The organism is Sunxiuqinia sp., assembly GCF_055140945.1.
Genome location: NZ_JBSQYS010000007.1, coordinates 80147 through 98409, shown reverse-complemented (window position 1 = coordinate 98409; position 18263 = coordinate 80147). Strand labels below are relative to the sequence as shown.

Sequence of the window (18263 nt, the reverse complement as noted above, 5' to 3'; positions counted from 1 at the left end):
ATTTCATATCGTTTGATTATCTTTGTCGATCCATTTCAACAGCATAAGAAGATGTTAAACAAAATTAAGCAGTTACAGGAAGAGATTGAAGCACTAAAAGCTTCAACAAAAGAAGAAGTAGAAGAACTTCGTATCAAATACATCAGTAAAAAAGGATTGGTAAGCCAATTGTTTGCTGACTTTAAAACGGTACCTGCCGAACAGAAAAAAGCTGTTGGACAAGCCATCAACGAACTAAAGAACAATGCTCTAAATAAAATCAATGAGCTGAAGGAAAGCTTTGAAAATGCTGACCTGGGAGCTGGCGGTACCGATTTAAGTATGCCGGGCGAGCCCATGCGATTGGGAACACGCCACCCACTGGCCATTGTTCGTAATGAGATTATTGAAATATTCGGACGACTCGGTTTTACAGTTGCCGAAGGCCCTGAAATTGAAGACGATTGGCATGTGTTTTCGGCCCTGAACTTTCCACCGGAGCATCCGGCGCGCGACATGCAGGATACCTTCTTTATTCAGAAAGATCCGGATGTGCTGTTGCGCACACACACATCGAGCGTGCAGGCTCGGGTGATGGAAAAAACACAACCGCCCATTCGGGCAATTTTCCCGGGACGAGTGTTTCGTAACGAAGCCATTTCGGCTCGTGCACATTGTATTTTCCATCAGGTTGAAGGTTTATATGTTGATGAAAATGTTTCGTTTGCCGACCTGAAACAAACCTTACTTTATTTCTCGCGCGAGCTGTTTGGTGAGCAAACTGAAATTCGACTGCGCCCATCCTATTTCCCATTCACCGAGCCATCAGCCGAAATGGATGTCAGCTGCTCAATTTGTGGTGGAAAAGGTTGTAACGTTTGTAAATATACCGGATGGTTGGAGATTTTGGGATGTGGAATGGTCGACCCCAATGTACTCGACTTGTGTGGAATCGACTCGAAAAAATACACCGGCTTTGCTTTCGGAATGGGAATCGAACGCATGACCATGCTAAAATACGGTATCAAAGATATTCGCCACTTCTTTGAAAATGATGTGCGCTTCTTGAGGCAGTTTGACTCAGCGTATTAGTCGCAGCGACCTTTGAAAAGTTATCCCGAACTTGTTCGGGATGGCTATAAAGCAGGAAAAGATAAGCGTCTATCAACAGGACTCAGAACCAAATTATCAATAACTATTAAACGGCATTAAATCAATAGATTGTTTTTTACTGAAAGTTTTTATCTCTTCAGCAATTGTCTCTAACAATTCAATTGAAGCCCCGTTTGTCAATTGTCTAGAATGAATTAATAATCTAGGCTTATTCTTGTCTTTTGCATGATGCAGCCAAAATTTATCTTTCGAACTGCTACATTCAACTTGTTTAAAAAATTCCACTTCAAATATATTATCAATCTCTCTTGTCTCCCCTTCTCCATAATTTGAAATATAGTGTCCGTCCAATGCTAAAATGACAACGATTGAGAACTGATCTTTGAAATATTTATTTTCGAAGAATCCATTTTTTCTTTTTTGCAACTCTTCTCTAAACTTGTTTTGCTGTTTTGCTCCATTTGTATTTGGATAGGGAAGGTTGCTCAATTCCGTGGTAAAAATATTTTCTACAAAATTAATACAATAACTTTCAGGACTTTCTCGCTCAAAAATGAAATCGTGTAATTTTTGATATTTCTGCCATGTGTGTCTATAGTTTCTTAAAGAAGAATCCCTTTCCGGACAAAAAGGCTTAGAATAAAGATCGCTATTTCCTAACCAAATTTTTGCATTGTCAGAAAAAGATTCCATTTCTCTTTTATTATGATTTTCAATCCCAGCTTCTTTTCCAATGAATAATATTTTTGAATTAGGATTTCCTAATCCAACATACTGACCATCATCAACAGACTTTTCCAATAATCCTTTAAATTCTTTTGAATACATGTTATAGGGTTTAATAGGTTCGTGAGTATAAAATATTTAGTTTTTTACTATCTAATTGAATTAAATTCTCTCTGTTCTCTTCATTTTTAAGATCATAAATCTCTATCAGATCCTCCAGAGAATTCCCATTTTCATCTTCAGTAATTCCAAAATGTGCTGGTCGATAAAGCGCCAGAATTTGAGAGCAATTGTTAACTATTTTTCTCGACCAGTTGAAATCCCTGATCCTTGGAGTATGATTTTGATGAGATGAATGGATATCAATATTAAAGACAAGTCGAATTTTTAGTTGAGTGACTAGATAAAGTAAAGCATCAACAGCTGCATCTCTCCCATGGTCATCAAATTCATAAAATTGATCTCTGTTAAAACTAAATAGGTCATCTATTATCACCGTTCTAAAATCACCCGCTTCAACGTATTTGATAATTTCTAGAAAGCTACCAACTCCATAGTAGTCCATTGAAGTATTGACTTCCAGATTGTCGCTGATAAAACCATCCATTTCACGAATATCTGTGATCAGCTTTTCGCTGTAATCCTGATAACTTAAGAACAATACCTTTTCTGCTCGTGCAAGATGATTTCCCAGCTTAAGAGCGAAACGTGTTTTGCCAATGCCCTTTTCCCCTCCGAAAGCAATTAGTCCTGAAGATAACTTTAGTCGATCCATTTTACATAGTTTCTGATAAAAATAGGGATTCACTTTTACCTCTGAAAACTGAAAATGGACTTTTTTCAATTTATTTTATAGTAAACTGAAAATCACCATAATTACAACATTCAAAATAGAAAGTCATCCCAAACTTGTTTCGGGATCTTTGTCTGCCAAGGAAAGGTACGTTCTACCCTGAACCTGCAACAAGTTCAGGGCAAACAATTACATTTTTCACACCAACAACTCATACAAGTCCTCCACTTCCTCAACAAAGTAAGTGGGGTTTAAATCTTGAAGTTCCTCGCTATTTCCGAAACCATAGCCAACAGCAATGGTGCTTATTTCATTGGCTTGTCCACCAATTAGATCGAATTTGGTATCTCCAATCATCACGACCTGCCCCGATGAGAGGATCTGATTCCGATCCATCAATGTGGTAATTAATTCGGCCTTGGTATGTCGTCCTCCATCACCGGCACCCTGCACATCTATCAGGTAACGATCCAGCTCGAAGCTCCGCAAAACTTCATGGGCAAACTCATCCCTTTTCGAAGTCGCCACATAAAGCTGTTTGCCCTGTTGGAACAATTCTTCCAGCAATTCCAACACGCCCGGATACAGTTCCCCTTCGTATAAACCTTGCTGACTGTAGTACTCGCGAAAAAGCTTCACGCCCAGCTCAACTTGTTTATCATCAAACCCAAGTGCCTTTTTAAGTCCATCCTGAATAGGTGGACCAATTAACTGATCAATAATTCCCACGCTATCCAAATCAATGTTCATTTGTTCAAGCATGTAGTTCAGCGAATTATGTAATCCAATTTTGGAGTTAATCAGTGTTCCGTCAAGGTCGAAAATAAGGTGAGTGAACGTGGTCATAGTCTCTGTATTTAGTGCGCAAAATAACGACATTTTCTATCCCAAAGCGACATATAATAGTTACTAAAAAATTAAGTTCGCTCGCAACGGCCAATCGCTGCATAGTTCAAGCTGATGTTTAATTATCTTCGCGAATCAATGGAAGAGAGATTTAACATGAATGACCAGTTCCTGAAAGCGATAAAAATAGCTACCGGCTCGCGCGATTTTTTTGAATTGGAACAAATTCAAAGCTTGTGGAGTGGCTACGGAAGTATTATCCGCTTCAACCTGAAAGGCTCTAAATATTCTTCAGTCGTCGTAAAACACGTCCGTTTTCCTGAATCAGGAAAACATCCACGAGGCTGGAACACCGATTTGTCTCATCAGCGAAAACTGCATTCCTATCAGGTTGAAACTGCCTGGTATCAGAATTGGAGCCATTTGTGTGATGACTCCTGCCGCATTCCGAAATGTCTGGCTATTGAAACCCAAGGCGACGAAGTATTGATGGTGTTGGAAGATCTGGATGCTACTGGTTTTTCGGAAAGAAGAACAGCCGTAAACTGGGAGGAAATTAAAGCTTGTCTGGAATGGCTTGCAAATTTTCACGCCACTTTTATGGGTGAAAAGCCGACCGGCTTATGGCCTGTTGGGACTTACTGGCATTTGAATACCCGACCCGATGAGTTGCAAGTATTGACCGACTTACCCCTTAAACACGCAGCCAAAAAGATCGATCAGAAACTACAGGAAAGTCCTTTCCAAACCTTCGTTCATGGCGATGCGAAGTTGGCTAATTTCTGCTTCTCATCGAACGGAAATCAGGTTTCAGCTGTCGATTTTCAGTACGTTGGGGGTGGTTGCGGCATGAAAGATGTCGCCTATTTTATTGGCAGTTGTTTATATGAAGACGACTGCGAGAAAATGGAGGACCAATTGTTGAACCTATACTTCGAAGCACTCAAACAGGCCTTGAACAAACAGCAAAAAGAAATTGATTTCAATGCGTTGGAAGCCAATTGGCGGGAAATGTTTCCCATTGCCTGGACCGACTTTCACCGCTTTCTGAAAGGCTGGAGTCCTGGTCATTGGAAAATTAATAGTTACAGCGAACGTCTGGCTCGCAAAGTTGTTAATCAGTTACAGAACTAAAAGAAAACGCATGCAATTATCAGATCAGGATTTAGCCGCATTGGGTGAAGCAGCAACTTCGGCAGCCTTAAAAGCCGGAGAGTTAATTTCGTCATACAGCTCAAAAAAGTTGAACGTTGAAAACAAAGGAGGTGCCGATAGCCTGGCATCGCAAGTGGTTACCGAGGTCGACCTAATGGCGCAGGAGCTTATTCTTGAAATGCTGGACAAATACTCGAAACTATTCGATCTGGGCACGCTGGGAGAAGAAAGCCCCGACAACCATGAGCGCTTTGAGAAAAACTACTTTTGGTGTATCGATCCCATCGATGGCACACTGGCTTTCATTAATCAACAACATGGCTATGCGGTTTCCATTGGCTTGGTGTCAAAATCCGGAGAGCCGGTTATTGGCGTTATTTTTGATCCACTGGAAAAGATCCTTTATAAGGCTGTAAAAGGTCAGGGAGCTTTTCGTAATGGACGCAAATGGACTGTACAACCAGCTGCAGACGCTCCGCTTTATCTTGTCAGCGACTCCAGTTTTCAGGATCATCCCTTGTTTAACGAATCAATTTCGGAGCTTAAAGCAATTAGTAAGGATTTGGGCTATAACGGATTCGAAACACAGTTTAAAGGAGGCGCAGCGCTTAACGCATGCTGGGTGCTGGAAAAGGCTCCTGCCTGCTATTTCAAGTACCCAAAAAAGAAACAAGGTGGCGGCAGCCTGTGGGATTATGCAGCCAGTGCATGTATTTATTCTGAAGCCGGAGCTTGGGCCAGCAACATGTACGGCGAACCACTGGATTTAAATCGCAAGGATTCAACCTTTATGAACCATGAGGGAATTTTGTACGCATCCAATGAGGAATTAGCAAAAGAAATTATTGAGGTCGGAAAGAAATTGAAGAAGGAATAAACAACTTTGAGAAACAAACGAGCAATTGACTAAATTTGTCTCTCACAATATTTTATTAAATTCATACAAGAAAGAGTATATTTGTTGTATATTTTCCAACCAAATGGCAACCGCAGAACAAATAAAATCATTGATAAATTCTCATTTTAGTGGGAGTGATGAACGTTTTGCAACCATTGCGTTACAAATTGCTGCACATGAAGCGCGTTCAGGAAGAACAAATGTTGCTGAAGAAATTAAACGTGTAGTTGATCAATCAAAACCAAAGACGTTCAAACTTAACCCATTTCAAAAAGATCTGCAAGGTTTGATTATTGAATCAATCCCGAATAAGAAGCTTAATGAATTGGTTGTATCACAAAACATTGAGAATAGACTCCAGAGAATACTTACTGAATACAAACAAAGACACAAGCTTCAAAAGTTTGGTCTTTCTCATCGAAGAAAAATATTACTTGCGGGATCTCCCGGAACTGGTAAAACAATGACCACATCGGTATTAGCAAGTGAAATGAAATTACCCCTTTTCATTGTTTCAATGGATAAAATGGTTACCAAATACATGGGGGAAACCGGTGCTAAGCTTCGACTAATTTTTGACGCGATTAAAGAACGGAATGGTATTTACCTCTTTGATGAATTTGACGCCATTGGAGCTGAACGGGGAAACGAAAATGAAGTAGGTGAAATGCGACGTGTGTTAAATGCTTTTCTTCAATTCATAGAGAATGATTTTTCTGAAAGTTTGATTATTGCAGCAACCAATAATCTTTCAGTATTGGATCCAGCATTGTTTCGGCGTTTTGATGATGTGATTTATTTTAGAAATCCTGATAAAACAGAAGTAATTCTTTTATTAAAAAATCTTTTAGGCTCTTTTATTGGTTCAATCAGTCCGGAATCAATTTCTAACGAAATTGAAGGATTGAGTCATGCTGAAATCAGCCTTGGCTGCATTGATGCAATTAAAGATGCCATCTTGAAAGATCAATCAGTCGTTAATAAAAAAACACTTCTTGCAATGATTCAGGATCGCCATCACATCCACTCAAAACAACTCTAAATGGACAAACCAATCCTATTCCTAAACAACATTGCTCAATCAGAATCTTTTACAACAACGCAAGGAGGCGGCGGTGGCACAAAACTCCCAACTCGCAATAGAATTGCACATGCGAAATATTTAAATACAAGATTTGATGAAGCACAGACAAAACTAGCTGCATTCCGCCAAAATCGTCAAGCTCAGGCGTTACCATCACGTAACGGCTGCTATCTTAAAATCAGCGGACAAGCGGGATATGAACTTATTGCCAATAGCCTAGAAAACAGAAGAAGTAAAAATGGGATCCGTTTAATAACTGTTTCTAAAAATGATGTTGATGAAACACAAGCAATCATCTATATTCCATCTGGAGAAGAACAAAAACTTTTAGAAAAGATTAGTGAATATTCTAATCCTGAAAAGGATAAAAATGAACAGCCTAAAAACAGAAATCTAGTTGCTAGCATTGAAGACATAAACCTCGCCCTGCTGGAAAATCTATGGCAAGATCCAATCGAAGACTTCCCAAAGGAAACACAAGTATGGTGTGAGCTTTGGCTCCGTATTGAAGACGAAAAAGCAGATGAGATAGTTAGAACGACGCATGAAATATGCCGAAATATTGGTATCGAGATAAATCAAGAACGTTTAGACTTTCCAGAGCGTTCAGTTATCGTTATCCGAGCTAATCAAGAGCAATTGCAGGAGTTGTTTGCTCAGAGCGACAATCTTGCCGAGCTTCGCTTGACTAAAGAACCCGTTTCATTCTGGTCATCAATGCCCAATTATGAGCAAAAAGATGCAGTTGATGAGCTTTTAACGCGAATATCTTATGACGATAAAGGAGTAAGTATTTGCATTCTAGATAGTGGTATCAATAACGGACATCGTTTACTTCAAAACATTTGCTCTGACAATGAAAGAGAAACCTATCATCCGGAATGGAGTCCCTCAGACCAAAAGGGACATGGTACTCAAATGGCTGGAGTAAGCCTATTCGGAGATCTTCAGAAAGCGATAGAATCAAGAGATACAATTACTATTAATCACAGATTATTTTCAGGAAAAATTCTTCCTCCTTCAAATTTTCCAGATAACAATAAGATATTATACGGCGACATTACAAATCAAACTGTTAGCAAGTGTGAAATTAAGATACCTGATCGTAATCTGCAATATTGCCTAGCTGTAACTACAAGTTACGAAACAGATTATGGTCGCCCATCTTCTTGGTCAGCAGAAATAGACAAGTTGGCCTTTGGAGATGAGAATGGTACTCAACGCTTATTTCTCATAAGCGCCGGCAATACATCCAATCTAATTTCAGAAAGTAAGATGGAATTACTGGATTATCCAAATGTCAACTGCAAGTTGCCAATCCAAAATCCAGCACAATCATGGAATGCATTAACAATAGGCGCATTTACTGAAAAGACTAGAATCTCTGATCCTAAATATCAAGAATACATCCCCTTCGCACAACACGGTGAGCTTTCACCTCACAGCACAACCTCCTTAAAATGGGATACAAAACGCTGGCCGAACAAACCAGATATTATTTTAGAGGGAGGTAATCTTCTAAAGTCTCCAGACAATAACATAGATTCATCCGATGATCTCTCTATACTAACGATTTCATCGAAACCGATTGTAAAACAGTTTGAATTATTTGATGCTACTAGCGCAGCGACTGCCGAAGCTTCCTGGATTGCCGCGCAAATTCAATGCTTACTACCAAGTGCTTGGCCAGAAACAATTCGCGCTTTATTGGTTCATTCCGCGGAATGGACTCCACAACTAACAGAGCAATTTCGGATTGATTTGAAGAAAAAGGGAGATATTGGTAAATTATTAAGAATAGCAGGTTATGGAGTTCCTGATTTAGATAAAGCTTCATCTTGTGCGACAAACTACCTAACACTAATAGCTCAAGAATCGATACAACCGTTCAATAAAGACGGAAGCACAAATGAAATGCATTTTTATGAATTACCATGGCCCCGCGAAGCATTGTATGAATTAGGTGAACAGCTAGTCACGCTCAAGATAACGCTTTCCTATTTCATAGAGCCATCACCAGGAGAATTACAAACTCAAAATCGTTATACTTATTCATCTCACGGATTACGATTTGACTTAAACTCACCAGAAGAAGCAGTTAATATTGATAGCTTTAAAAAGCGTATAAACAAACAAGCCAGAGAAGGAGAAAAGGATAAACCAGAATATAGTGGTATTGGAGAAAGATGGAAAATTGGCCCTACTTTCAGAAGTAAAGGAACCGTACAGTCGGACTCAATAAATCTGTCTGGAGTTGAATTGGCTGATTGTAATAACATAGTTGTCTATCCGGTGGGAGGTTGGTGGAAAACCCGAAAAAGTGAAAAATGCATGGAGAAAGAGTGCAGGTATTCGCTAGTAGTATCCTTACATACTGATTCGACTCAAATAGATATTTACACTCCTGTTGAAACAATGATATCAATCAAAGTATAAGCTCATATAATACAATAATCCCCCCGACCATCACCACAGCAGAGCTTGTATTCACATAGGCTGCAAACCAAAAATCGCGGATAGTAATTGTTTTCTCATGATCACCGATATTGGGTTTATCAACCAATTTACCATGATAAACGTTTGGTCCACCGAACCGGCATTTCAGGATGCCGGCCAGCGCTGCTTCGGGATATCCGGCATTGGGGCTGGCATGCTGATGCCCGTAGCGAAAGATGTGTTGCACTCCGCTCCAACTCAAGCTAACCACCACCATCAATAAAGCAGTTAAGCGGGCTGGAATTAGATTCAGCAGATCATCGAGGCGGGCAGCAAACCAACCAAAGTTTTTATAGCGGGCATCTTTGTATGCAATCATCGAGTCGAGGGTGCTGGCCATTTTAAAGGCAAAAAGTGCCGGAATACCTCCAATTGCATAATAGAACAGCGGGGCAATCACACCATCGCTTAGGTTTTCGGCCATCGTTTCCAACACAGCAGTGCGAATTTGCTGCTCATCGAGCTTAGAGGTGTCACGGCCAACAATAAAAGAGAGTTGTTTACGTCCGGCTTCGACTCCTTCACTTTGTAATGCCTGCATGACCAACCACGATTCGTAAATCAAGCTACGATTAGCCAGCCCGTATAATACACCAATACTTGCCCAAACGATGTAAACGTGCGGATGAAGCTCCAATTGCGTGAACAACAAATAGAAAATAAACCAGGTAAAACCAACCAAACCCCCAGCAACCAGCACACCTTTTAACTTGCGACGTCTGCCCCGGTTAAATGCATGATCAAGCTGCGCGATCATCAACCCAAACAACCGGATTGGATGAGGCAGCCAGCGAGGATCGCCCAAAACACAATCGAGTACAAACCCAATTAAAAGTGGTAATATGATGAGGTTGAAATTATCCATAATGTTGAGCTATCTTATCATCCTGAGCTTATTTCAGAATCTGCTTCAAATCGCTGACAGATTCCCAAACAAGTTCGGAATGACTTTCATCTTTCCTGTTTATTTTTCTTTCATCACCGAATACACATACTCCATATCCACACAAGCTCGCAGGTGATCGGCCAGCTTATTGTATTGCTCTTCCTTGAAAGCTTCATAATCAAACTCAGCAACATCAGCCTGCAATTTGTTGGCTTGCAATATTTCTTCTACTACCGCCTTATTATCCAATATGCCATGCAAATATGTACCCCAAAGTTTAGGCGAAACCCGACAACCATCCTTAGTTCCGTCTTCCAATTCGCAAAGAGCCTTTGCATTCATCAGCTTGGTTTTTCCCATATGAATCTCATAGCCCGAGCAAATTTCACTTCGATTGGCAAAATGAAACCTGGTTTGTACCGTCCGTTTCTCTTTGCTCAAGGTAGTGACAACCGGAAGCAAGCCTAAGCCAGCCATAACATCAATATCACCCTCAACACCGTCAGGATCTCGAATTTCTTCCCCCATAATTTGGTAACCTCCGCAAATGCCATAAACTCCCTTTCCTGCTTCCGAAGCTTGCAGAATGGCTTTGGCCAGTCCTCTTTCGCGCAAATGCACTAAGTCTGAAATGGTATTCTTAGACCCCGGAACCAGCACAACATCGGCTTTTGCAATTTCCAATGGGTTGGCTGAATAATACAGGTTGATATCAGGCATCCGCTCCAACATATTGAAATCGGTAAAATTGCTCATGTGCCGCAGCAACACTACCGCCACATTAATTTTACCGACTTCAGTGCTTCCCCGTTTATAATCGATCACCACGCTGTCTTCCTGTTCAATATGAATATCGGTGAAATACGGAACTACGCCAACAACAGGTATTCCGGTTAACTCCTCCAGCGTTTTTCGTCCTTCTTCAAATAAGCTGATATCGCCACGAAATTTATTGATGAGAATGCCTTTGATGAGTTTTCGTTCAGCTTCGGGCAACAATTTGATTGTGCCATACACGCTTCCAAACACTCCACCCCGGTCGATATCGGCAATCAGGATCGTTGGCGAGCCGGTTTCCAGCGCCACCCGCATATTGGTAATATCTTTGTCCCAGAGGTTCACTTCGGAAATGCTTCCGGCTCCCTCCATTACAATGGGATTGTACTTTTCATCCAAGGAACGCCAGGCTTTCATCGCTTCAGCAAAAAGAAAATCGCGATCAGTATTCAGGAAATACTCTCTGGCCGATTGATCTCCCATGGGTTTGCCATTTAACACAATCTGGGCACTTTTATGGCTCGTTGGTTTCAACAGAATCGGATTCATGGCACTAACACAGGGAATGCCGCAAGCTTCAGCCTGTACAGCCTGTGCTCTCCCCAGCTCCAACCCTTCTTCGCTGGCAAAAGAATTCAGCGACATGTTCTGCGCCTTAAAAGGTGCCGGCGAATAACCATCCTGCTTGAAAATTCGACAAAAGGCAGCATTGATGACCGACTTTCCCACATCAGACCCGGTTCCGACAAACAGGATGGGTTTGAGTTTCGGGTTTTGGTTATTATTATTCATATTGAATTGTTTCCATTTTTAAAGTTCAAAAGCACTTTCAACCGGCTATCTATTTGTCCATTAAAAAAATCAGTCATTCGCTGGTATCTCCATCCGAATGTGGCTGGTGTTGATCACCTGCGCCTCGTCAAATGAAGTCATCTCCGAAAGGACTGCCACTGCTCCTTGCAACATCGGATAAGCCATGGCTGCTCCGGTTCCTTCACCTAAGCGCAAATCGAAACTCAGTAACGGATCAACCTGCAAATACTCCAGCATTTTTCGGTGTCCCTGTTCATTCGAAACATGACAAAAGATGCTATAGTCGAGTACTCGCTTGTTCATGGCTTGCGCCACCAACATAGCCGATGTCGTAATAAATCCATCAACTAAAATAACCATACGCCGTGCAGCAGCTTCCATCATTCCTCCGGCAATTGTGGCGATTTCGTAACCTCCATACCGGGCAAGAATATCGAACGCAGAACCGGAAATTCCTTGTTTGCTTATCGCCTGCTCAATAACTCGTGTTTTGTGCGAAACACCTTCACCATCAAGACCGGCACCCGGACCAACACATTCGGCAACCGGAATACCACAAAGAATCGACATGAGAGCCGAAGCCGGCGTTGTGTTGCCAATGCCCATTTCTCCAAATCCGATGATGTTTGTTCCCTGCTCGTGAAAATCAGCCACAATATGGCATCCGTTGTTAAAGGCTTTCATGCACTGCTCCATGCTCATTGCCGGTTCGTACAAAAAGTTATTGGAGCCCTTAGAGACCTTTGCGTTTATCAATTTAGGATGATCCGGGAAATCGAAATTTACACCGGCATCAACCACCCAAAGATCCAATCCATACAAGCGCGAGAAAAGACCAATACCTCCTCCTCCGTTCAAAAAATTGAGTACCTGCTGCCAGGTGATTTCCACCGGGCAGGCACTCACTCCTTCTGCCGTAATGCCATGATCAGCGGCTACTGTTAGCATGACCGGATTGGTTAAGGCAGGAGTGAGCGTCCGTTGAATCATCGCGACCCGCATCGCCAGTGATTCCAGCTTCCCGAGTGATCCGACAGGCTTTGCTTTATTGTCCAGCTTATCCTGAATTTGTTTTCGAAGCCCCCAGTCAAGCCCGGGGATGTCATTTGGGTTGTGTCGTATATGATCTTTTTGACTCATGTGATCGTTTCAAAGGATTCAGATTTAATTAATTTATATATTTTCCTAAAATCTTATGAAAAACATTTTAGGAACTACACTATTTTCATTAAAACCAGCACGTTAGATTTTAGCACTTTGCGCACTTTAATTAAAACTCACGCATTAGATTTTAATACTTTGGGCATTTTCATTAAATAAAACGGAATAGATTTTATAAATATATTGAATTTCATTAAATAAAATGTTAACTTGACGGGTAAACACCTCAAGATGATTCTCATGGAACCTGTTCAGTACCCTCCCATTACGCCTCAGACCGTTTACGGCGGCCTCGCAGCAATCGACACCGAGCAAAGCAACCGTTTTTCTACTGTGACGCTTGATAATCTTCCGAGCGGCAACAGCTACATGGACCTGTTTGCCAGGCAGGTTCGCCACTATGGTAAGCGCCGGGTATCTTTCTATGCCAGGCTCATGGGAGCCGATGTACGCCATTTCGATGGAGCCATCCGCTGCATGTCTGGACTGAGCGTGCACGATTGGATCACCGAGTATTTGCGCCTGGTTGCCTGCGATTTGCTGGCCCAGACCAAACTCCCGTTCAAGGAAATCGGACGTATCCTCGGTTTCTCGCCAAGCAGTTTTTCGCAGTTTTTTCAGGCTTACCAACACATGCAACCCTACGAGTATCGCAGCATCAAGCAGCGCCACCACAAACGACGCTATCATTTTTAACCGAAGATGATGATGAAATAAACCAGTCAATACCATCCTATTGAATTAAAGGTTGAATTGAACCAGGTCACCATAAGCGAGCTTTTTCCGGAAAGCATCCAGCGGCTCGGTCCCGCATAGCAGGCAATCCAGCGATCGCAAAATTCCTCCATGACTGACCACCAGAACCTGATCAACTGATTTTGCTTTCAGATCATTCAAAAATGATTGCGTTCGTTCGATCTGATCCATAAAAGACTCTCCTCCGGGGCATCGCACCTGCACAAAATCGTCGAACCAGGCTTTCGCCTCATCAGTTTGGCTGATATCATCCCAATGTTGCAACTCCCAATTGCCAAAATGAAGTTCGCGAAGTCGGTCGTCGTAGGTGATTTCATACTCCGGGAATAAATCGTGAGCAAGCGTTCGGCATCGCGATAATGGACTGCTATAAACCCGATCAAAAATAACCGATGGAATCTGTTGTAAAACCGCGATTCGCTCCGTGGGATAACTTTCGGCCAGTCCAACATCGCTTTGCCCATAACAAATACCAGCGGGCACATCTACTTTCGTATGTCGAATACAATAAAGTTTCATGATACACCCAGTAAAGTCAGGTAAAACACCACCTCAATAATTTGTTGCAAAGCGCCCAAACAATCTCCCGTGTAACCACCAATTTTTCGTTCGATGTATTTTTTAAACAGAAAGGTGATGAAAAGTGCTATTGGCAAAGCAGCAGCCATCAATTGCCACGGCAGGAAAGCAGCTGGCAACAAACCGAGAATTAATGCAACAATCAGATCTGAGTTTTTACTCTTCTTTCCAATCGGTTTGGTTTTGCTCAATTCGTCTTCGCGTGAGTACCAGCTTGTAAAAATGATGATCACCGGCATGGTTCGGCTAAATGCATGTCCCGCTACCAGAACCAGTGGAATAAACAACGCCGGCAACGCTTGTAAAGCAAGGAATCTAGTTCCCAACATGCCAATTAGTCCCACTGTTCCGTAGGTTCCAATGCGGCTATCTTTCATGATGGTGAAAATCTTTTCGCGGGTGTAGCCGCCGCCAAAACCATCGCAAAAGTCGGCAAAGCCATCTTCGTGAAAAGATCCGGTAGCAAAAACAGTAGCCAGCATACTTAAAAAAACAGCCACCTCAACCGTCAGTATATAATTCAACCCATAAAAAACCGCTGCACCAATACCGCCAACAATCCATCCAATAAAGGTGAAATAGCGGGTAGATCGATTCAAGCGCTCATTGGAAAAAGCCAGCGAACGCGGAACCGGAATACGGGTGTAAAACATCAGTGCTGTTAAAAATAAGTTGATTTGATTCATCATAATAGAGCCAAGATATTAGAACCATGAACCAGGATAGCAAAACTATAATCGCCAATCACCATCCTGAGCTTGTTTCAGTTTTTGTAAAACTGATGTACTTATGAACGTGAAACTTCGGTACTTTCTTCTTCCTTATTCGAAACTCCGGCTTCTTCAAAGCTAGCCATTTCGTTTAAAAAAGTGGCCGCTGCTTTAATTACAGGGTAGGCCACGGCTGCTCCCGATCCTTCACCCAGTCGCATGCCCAGACTCAACACCGGTTTCGCTTGCAAATGGTTCAACATCAGTTGGTGTCCTTTTTCTTCGGATGCATGGCAGAAGATGCAATTATCGCGCACCGATTCGTCAAACTGAATAGCAGTCAAGGTGGCTGCTGTTGCAATAAAGCCATCAATCAGAATCACCATATTCAGTTTCCGGGCTTCCAAAATGGCGCCAACCATCATAGCAATTTCCAGTCCTCCAAAAGTCGCTAATGTCTTTTCAGGCGTTTGTGGATCGTATTTTTCTGAAACTTCTTTTAATACCGATGTTTTATAGTCCAATCGCTCTCCCACCATGCCGGCACCTTTGCCAGTGCACGCCTCAATAGGCAGGTTTAAAAAACGATGCATTAACAGCGACGAGGATGAGGTATTTCCAATGCCCATTTCGCCAAAGCCAATGGTATTGCAACCCGACTCGGCTTCCTTTTGCACAAGTTCGGCCCCTCGCTGCATCGCCAGCTGGCATTCGTCGGCAGTCATGGCCGGTTCATTCAGCATATTTTTTGTGCCGCGAGCCACCTTCGCATTGATAATCGGAAGATCTGACGGAAAAACATAGTCGACCCCCGCATCAACAACTTTAAGGCCGATCCCGTTTTGCTTGCAAAATACATTGATGGAAGCACCATTACCACAAAAATTCATGACCATTTGCCAGGTCACCTCTTTCGGGTACGGACTCACTCCCGCATCAGCAATACCATGGTCAGCCGCAAAAACAATCAGGCTCGGATTTTCGAGTTTGGGCGACAAAGTATTTTGAATCATACCGAGCTGAAGAGCAATTTCCTCCAGCTGCCCGAGTGCTCCCAGTGGTTTGGTTTTTAAGTCGATCTTGTGTTGAAGTTGGTCTTTTAATGAAGTCATTTTATCGTTGTTTATCGTTATTATTGGTCGTTCTACTGTCGTTGGAGTCTGCTCAATTTGAAACGTTGAACCCGAAACCAGAAACTGCTATCCTTTTATCTTCACTTCGATACCGGAAACCATCAGGAAAACCGTATCGGCTTGCTGAGCGATAAACTGGTTCATCCAGCCTTGCAAATCAGCAAATTTACGGGCCAGTTCATTTTCGGGGTGAACACCCATTCCCAGCTCGTTACTGACCACAATCAAGTTCATATCCTGTTTGGCAAATCGCTCCCACTCAGCTTTGGCTGCTTCAAGAGCACCATCAATTTTATAGTCGTTATCATGAAAAAAGTTGGTGAGCCAAAGGGTCACACAATCCATCAACACGGTTTGTCCTGTGAAATCGTGCTTCGAAAGCTCTTTCTCTTCCTCCACGGTTTGCCATCGATCATCGCGATCATCCTGGTGGCGTTTCACGCGTTGTGCAAAATCTTCATCCCAAATACGAGCAGTTGCCAGGTAAACGGGATTATCCGACTGCTGCTCAGCCAATCGTTGTGCAAAACTGCTTTTCCCCGACCGGGCTCCTCCTGTTATAAATGTAATGCTTGCCATACGATTAGTTTTGAGTTTCGGGTTTTGAGTTCCAGGTTTTGAGTTCATTTACTGCCAACTGGAACTGTGACTGTTTACTTTTCTTTGCCGTCAACCGTACACGAGCAAACATCTTTCACATAGCGCCAGATAATAACATCGCCTGCTTTTACGGATTGACTGATCGCCAGTTTTGTTGAGCTTTCGCCATTGATCTTGTAATACCAAGCCATCTTTCCTCGCGTTGAAACCACCTCATCAATCGCTGTTACAAAAACATAGTTGCCTACCGGATGAGTTTCCACATCAGCCGCCAGTTGTAAAGCTTCCAATGCTGTCAGCTTCTTGTCGCAATCAATAGTAACCGATTTGGCATCCTTTACTTCTCCAAAGTTAATTTCGACGGTTACTTGCTTGGTTTTCGCGCCTCCTATTGTTGGCTTTGCCGAAGCTAAACTGACTAAAAATACCAGAACTAAACTGATATAAATATTTTTCATAGGGTTATAATTGTTTGTTTTTAAAGGTATCATATGGAACTCGCTTATAATCATCCTCCTTTTTGTGGAAAGACTCTTCCATGCTCGTTTCATAAGGCCAATAATTAGTTGAAATTGGGATTTGTTCTAAATAAAGCAAGAGGTACACCGAATAACCGGCTACCTCTCACTAAAAAACTATCTGATTTTCTTAACTAGTTTCACATATATGAAATCAATCTAGGAAAAGTGCCCAAGCTGGTGCTGCACCAAGGGGCTTTACTGTTTCTTCAACGCCTTCTGCCGAATAAATTTTCATTTCGCCATCTGTAGTAGCACCATTACTTATGAATAAGTAAATTTTACCGTCAACAGGATTGACCGAAACACCATTAATTCCTGTAATACCATCAACAAAAGGTTCCTCTTCAAACTCTTTAGATTCGGTATCAAAAACTTTAACTCCTCCTACTGCAGGATAACCGACTGAAGCAATCACATATATTTCCGATTCATCCTTGCTCAAAGCAAATACTGATGCATAAGCACTGCTCACGTTTTTCAGGGGATAAAATGTGATTTCATCTGTAGTCGTATTAATATATGCCAAGCCAGTACCATCACCTGATTCATAGCTAACCAACGATACATACAAATTATCGTTTTTATCTTTCAGGAGGTAGGAACAATTTTCGGTTGTTGTGATGTAGCTAATTTCCTCTGTTGAAAGATCCATTACTGCAACAGCGTGCTTGTAGCCCAATGCTGCATATAACTTTCCATTTGCGATCTGAACACTTTCAGAACCACCCGGTAATGCAATCTTTTTTTCAACAGTATTTGTTTTAAGATTAATCTTTGCGATATACGAAATTGAAATATCTGTCCACACATCGCCACCCCAACATGCAACATAAAGGTAATCGCCATATCCTACACAGTTCCGGGGTTTTACAATGTCGGCAGTAATCGTATCCTGAGCAACGAACAATTCATCGGTCACTAAAATATTATCCGGGGAGTTATTCATAAAGTAAATATGCCCTTCGTAATGATAGGCATACTGCGGAGCAGAATTGATCTTAGAAAAACCATTTTGATTCTGGAAATAGAACTCTGTAAGCTCATCTGTATCATAGTCATATTTGGTGATGGATGAAGTTCCGGCCTCATAACCTCCATAATTAAGAATATAAGCGCCTTTCGTCTCACTGCTTAAATCCTGATCAATGTCGTCGTCATCGTTACAAGAGACTAAAAGAGTCGCTGCTGCGAGCAGAAATGGTAAAAGTTTAAACAATTTTTTCATGATGCATTTATT

Annotated in this window: 18 protein-coding genes; 6 read left to right on the top strand and 12 right to left on the bottom strand. The window is 41.9% G+C overall.

Annotation, left to right across the window (positions count from 1 at the left end):
- The first annotated feature begins 51 nt into the window (after window positions 1–51).
- Window positions 52–1071: a phenylalanine--tRNA ligase subunit alpha gene (gene pheS, locus ACTB00_RS04690; protein WP_463298787.1), complete on the top strand. Its 1020-nt coding sequence runs from the start codon at window positions 52–54 to the stop codon at window positions 1069–1071.
- A gap of 96 nt (window positions 1072–1167) precedes the next feature.
- On the opposite strand, the gene ACTB00_RS04685 is transcribed toward pheS, so the two are convergent.
- The 3 genes from ACTB00_RS04685 to ACTB00_RS04675 all read right to left on the bottom strand — a co-directional run bounded on the left by ACTB00_RS04685 (window position 1168) and on the right by ACTB00_RS04675 (window position 3457).
- On the bottom strand, window positions 1168–1920 hold the full coding sequence (locus ACTB00_RS04685; RefSeq protein WP_463298786.1) for a hypothetical protein: 753 nt from the start codon (window positions 1918–1920) through the stop codon (window positions 1168–1170).
- A 10-nt stretch (window positions 1921–1930) separates the two neighbouring features.
- The gene (locus ACTB00_RS04680) at window positions 1931–2593 is read right to left on the bottom strand and encodes a hypothetical protein (RefSeq protein ID WP_463298785.1); all 663 of its coding nucleotides are present in this window, start codon (window positions 2591–2593) and stop codon (window positions 1931–1933) included.
- Between the two features lie 216 nt (window positions 2594–2809).
- Window positions 2810–3457, bottom strand: coding sequence for an HAD hydrolase-like protein (locus ACTB00_RS04675; RefSeq protein ID WP_463298784.1), 648 nt, complete (start codon window positions 3455–3457; stop codon window positions 2810–2812).
- A 138-nt stretch (window positions 3458–3595) separates the two neighbouring features.
- Here ACTB00_RS04675 and ACTB00_RS04670 point away from each other — a divergent pair, with 138 nt between their 5' ends.
- From ACTB00_RS04670 to ACTB00_RS04655, 4 genes are all read left to right on the top strand, one after another.
- Entirely contained in the window at window positions 3596–4591 is a 996-nt protein-coding gene (locus ACTB00_RS04670; RefSeq protein WP_463298783.1) for an oxidoreductase family protein, read from the top strand.
- Window positions 4592–4601: 10 nt separating this feature from the next.
- Window positions 4602–5489: a 3'(2'),5'-bisphosphate nucleotidase CysQ family protein gene (locus ACTB00_RS04665; protein ID WP_463298782.1), complete on the top strand. Its 888-nt coding sequence runs from the start codon at window positions 4602–4604 to the stop codon at window positions 5487–5489.
- A 103-nt stretch (window positions 5490–5592) separates the two neighbouring features.
- Window positions 5593–6552 carry an AAA family ATPase gene (locus ACTB00_RS04660; RefSeq protein WP_463298781.1) on the top strand — a complete coding sequence of 320 codons (960 nt, stop codon included), beginning with the start codon at window positions 5593–5595 and terminating at the stop codon, window positions 6550–6552.
- The gene (locus ACTB00_RS04655) at window positions 6553–9030 is read left to right on the top strand and encodes a S8 family peptidase (RefSeq protein WP_463298780.1); all 2478 of its coding nucleotides are present in this window, start codon (window positions 6553–6555) and stop codon (window positions 9028–9030) included.
- Here the strand turns inward: ACTB00_RS04655 and cbiB are convergent.
- The 3 genes from cbiB to cobT (ACTB00_RS04640) all read right to left on the bottom strand — a co-directional run bounded on the left by cbiB (window position 9020) and on the right by cobT (ACTB00_RS04640) (window position 12706).
- Window positions 9020–9955: an adenosylcobinamide-phosphate synthase CbiB gene (cbiB, locus tag ACTB00_RS04650; protein ID WP_463298779.1), complete on the bottom strand. Its 936-nt coding sequence runs from the start codon at window positions 9953–9955 to the stop codon at window positions 9020–9022. The two genes, ACTB00_RS04655 and cbiB, sit on opposite strands and share 11 nt — an antisense overlap.
- Before the next feature lie 99 nt (window positions 9956–10054).
- The gene (locus ACTB00_RS04645) at window positions 10055–11545 is read right to left on the bottom strand and encodes a cobyric acid synthase (RefSeq protein ID WP_463298778.1); all 1491 of its coding nucleotides are present in this window, start codon (window positions 11543–11545) and stop codon (window positions 10055–10057) included.
- 69 nt (window positions 11546–11614) lie between these two features.
- Complete coding sequence (gene cobT / locus ACTB00_RS04640) at window positions 11615–12706, bottom strand: nicotinate-nucleotide--dimethylbenzimidazole phosphoribosyltransferase (protein WP_463298777.1); 1092 nt, start codon at window positions 12704–12706, stop codon at window positions 11615–11617.
- Between the two features lie 252 nt (window positions 12707–12958).
- On the opposite strand from cobT (ACTB00_RS04640), the gene ACTB00_RS04635 reads away from it, so the two are divergent.
- Window positions 12959–13423, top strand: coding sequence for a helix-turn-helix domain-containing protein (locus ACTB00_RS04635; protein ID WP_463298776.1), 465 nt, complete (start codon window positions 12959–12961; stop codon window positions 13421–13423).
- A 45-nt stretch (window positions 13424–13468) separates the two neighbouring features.
- Here the strand turns inward: ACTB00_RS04635 and cobC are convergent, their stop codons facing one another.
- The 6 genes from cobC to ACTB00_RS04605 form a co-directional block, all read right to left on the bottom strand.
- Window positions 13469–14002, bottom strand: coding sequence for an alpha-ribazole phosphatase (cobC, locus tag ACTB00_RS04630; protein WP_463298775.1), 534 nt, complete (start codon window positions 14000–14002; stop codon window positions 13469–13471).
- Window positions 13999–14751: an adenosylcobinamide-GDP ribazoletransferase gene (locus tag ACTB00_RS04625; protein WP_463298774.1), complete on the bottom strand. Its 753-nt coding sequence runs from the start codon at window positions 14749–14751 to the stop codon at window positions 13999–14001. The genes cobC and ACTB00_RS04625 overlap by 4 nt, the downstream gene beginning before the upstream one ends.
- 98 nt (window positions 14752–14849) lie before the next feature.
- Window positions 14850–15884, bottom strand: a complete 1035-nt coding sequence (cobT, locus tag ACTB00_RS04620; protein WP_463298773.1) for a nicotinate-nucleotide--dimethylbenzimidazole phosphoribosyltransferase — start codon at window positions 15882–15884, stop codon at window positions 14850–14852.
- Window positions 15885–15971: 87 nt separating this feature from the next.
- Window positions 15972–16484 (bottom strand): bifunctional adenosylcobinamide kinase/adenosylcobinamide-phosphate guanylyltransferase, encoded by a 513-nt coding sequence (cobU, locus tag ACTB00_RS04615; protein WP_463298772.1) that lies wholly within the window; start codon window positions 16482–16484, stop codon window positions 15972–15974.
- A 74-nt stretch (window positions 16485–16558) separates the two neighbouring features.
- Window positions 16559–16963, bottom strand: coding sequence for a DUF4430 domain-containing protein (locus tag ACTB00_RS04610; protein ID WP_463298771.1), 405 nt, complete (start codon window positions 16961–16963; stop codon window positions 16559–16561).
- A 214-nt stretch (window positions 16964–17177) separates the two neighbouring features.
- On the bottom strand, window positions 17178–18251 hold the full coding sequence (locus ACTB00_RS04605) for a DUF5074 domain-containing protein (RefSeq protein WP_463298770.1): 1074 nt from the start codon (window positions 18249–18251) through the stop codon (window positions 17178–17180).
- Window positions 18252–18263 lie beyond the last annotated feature (12 nt).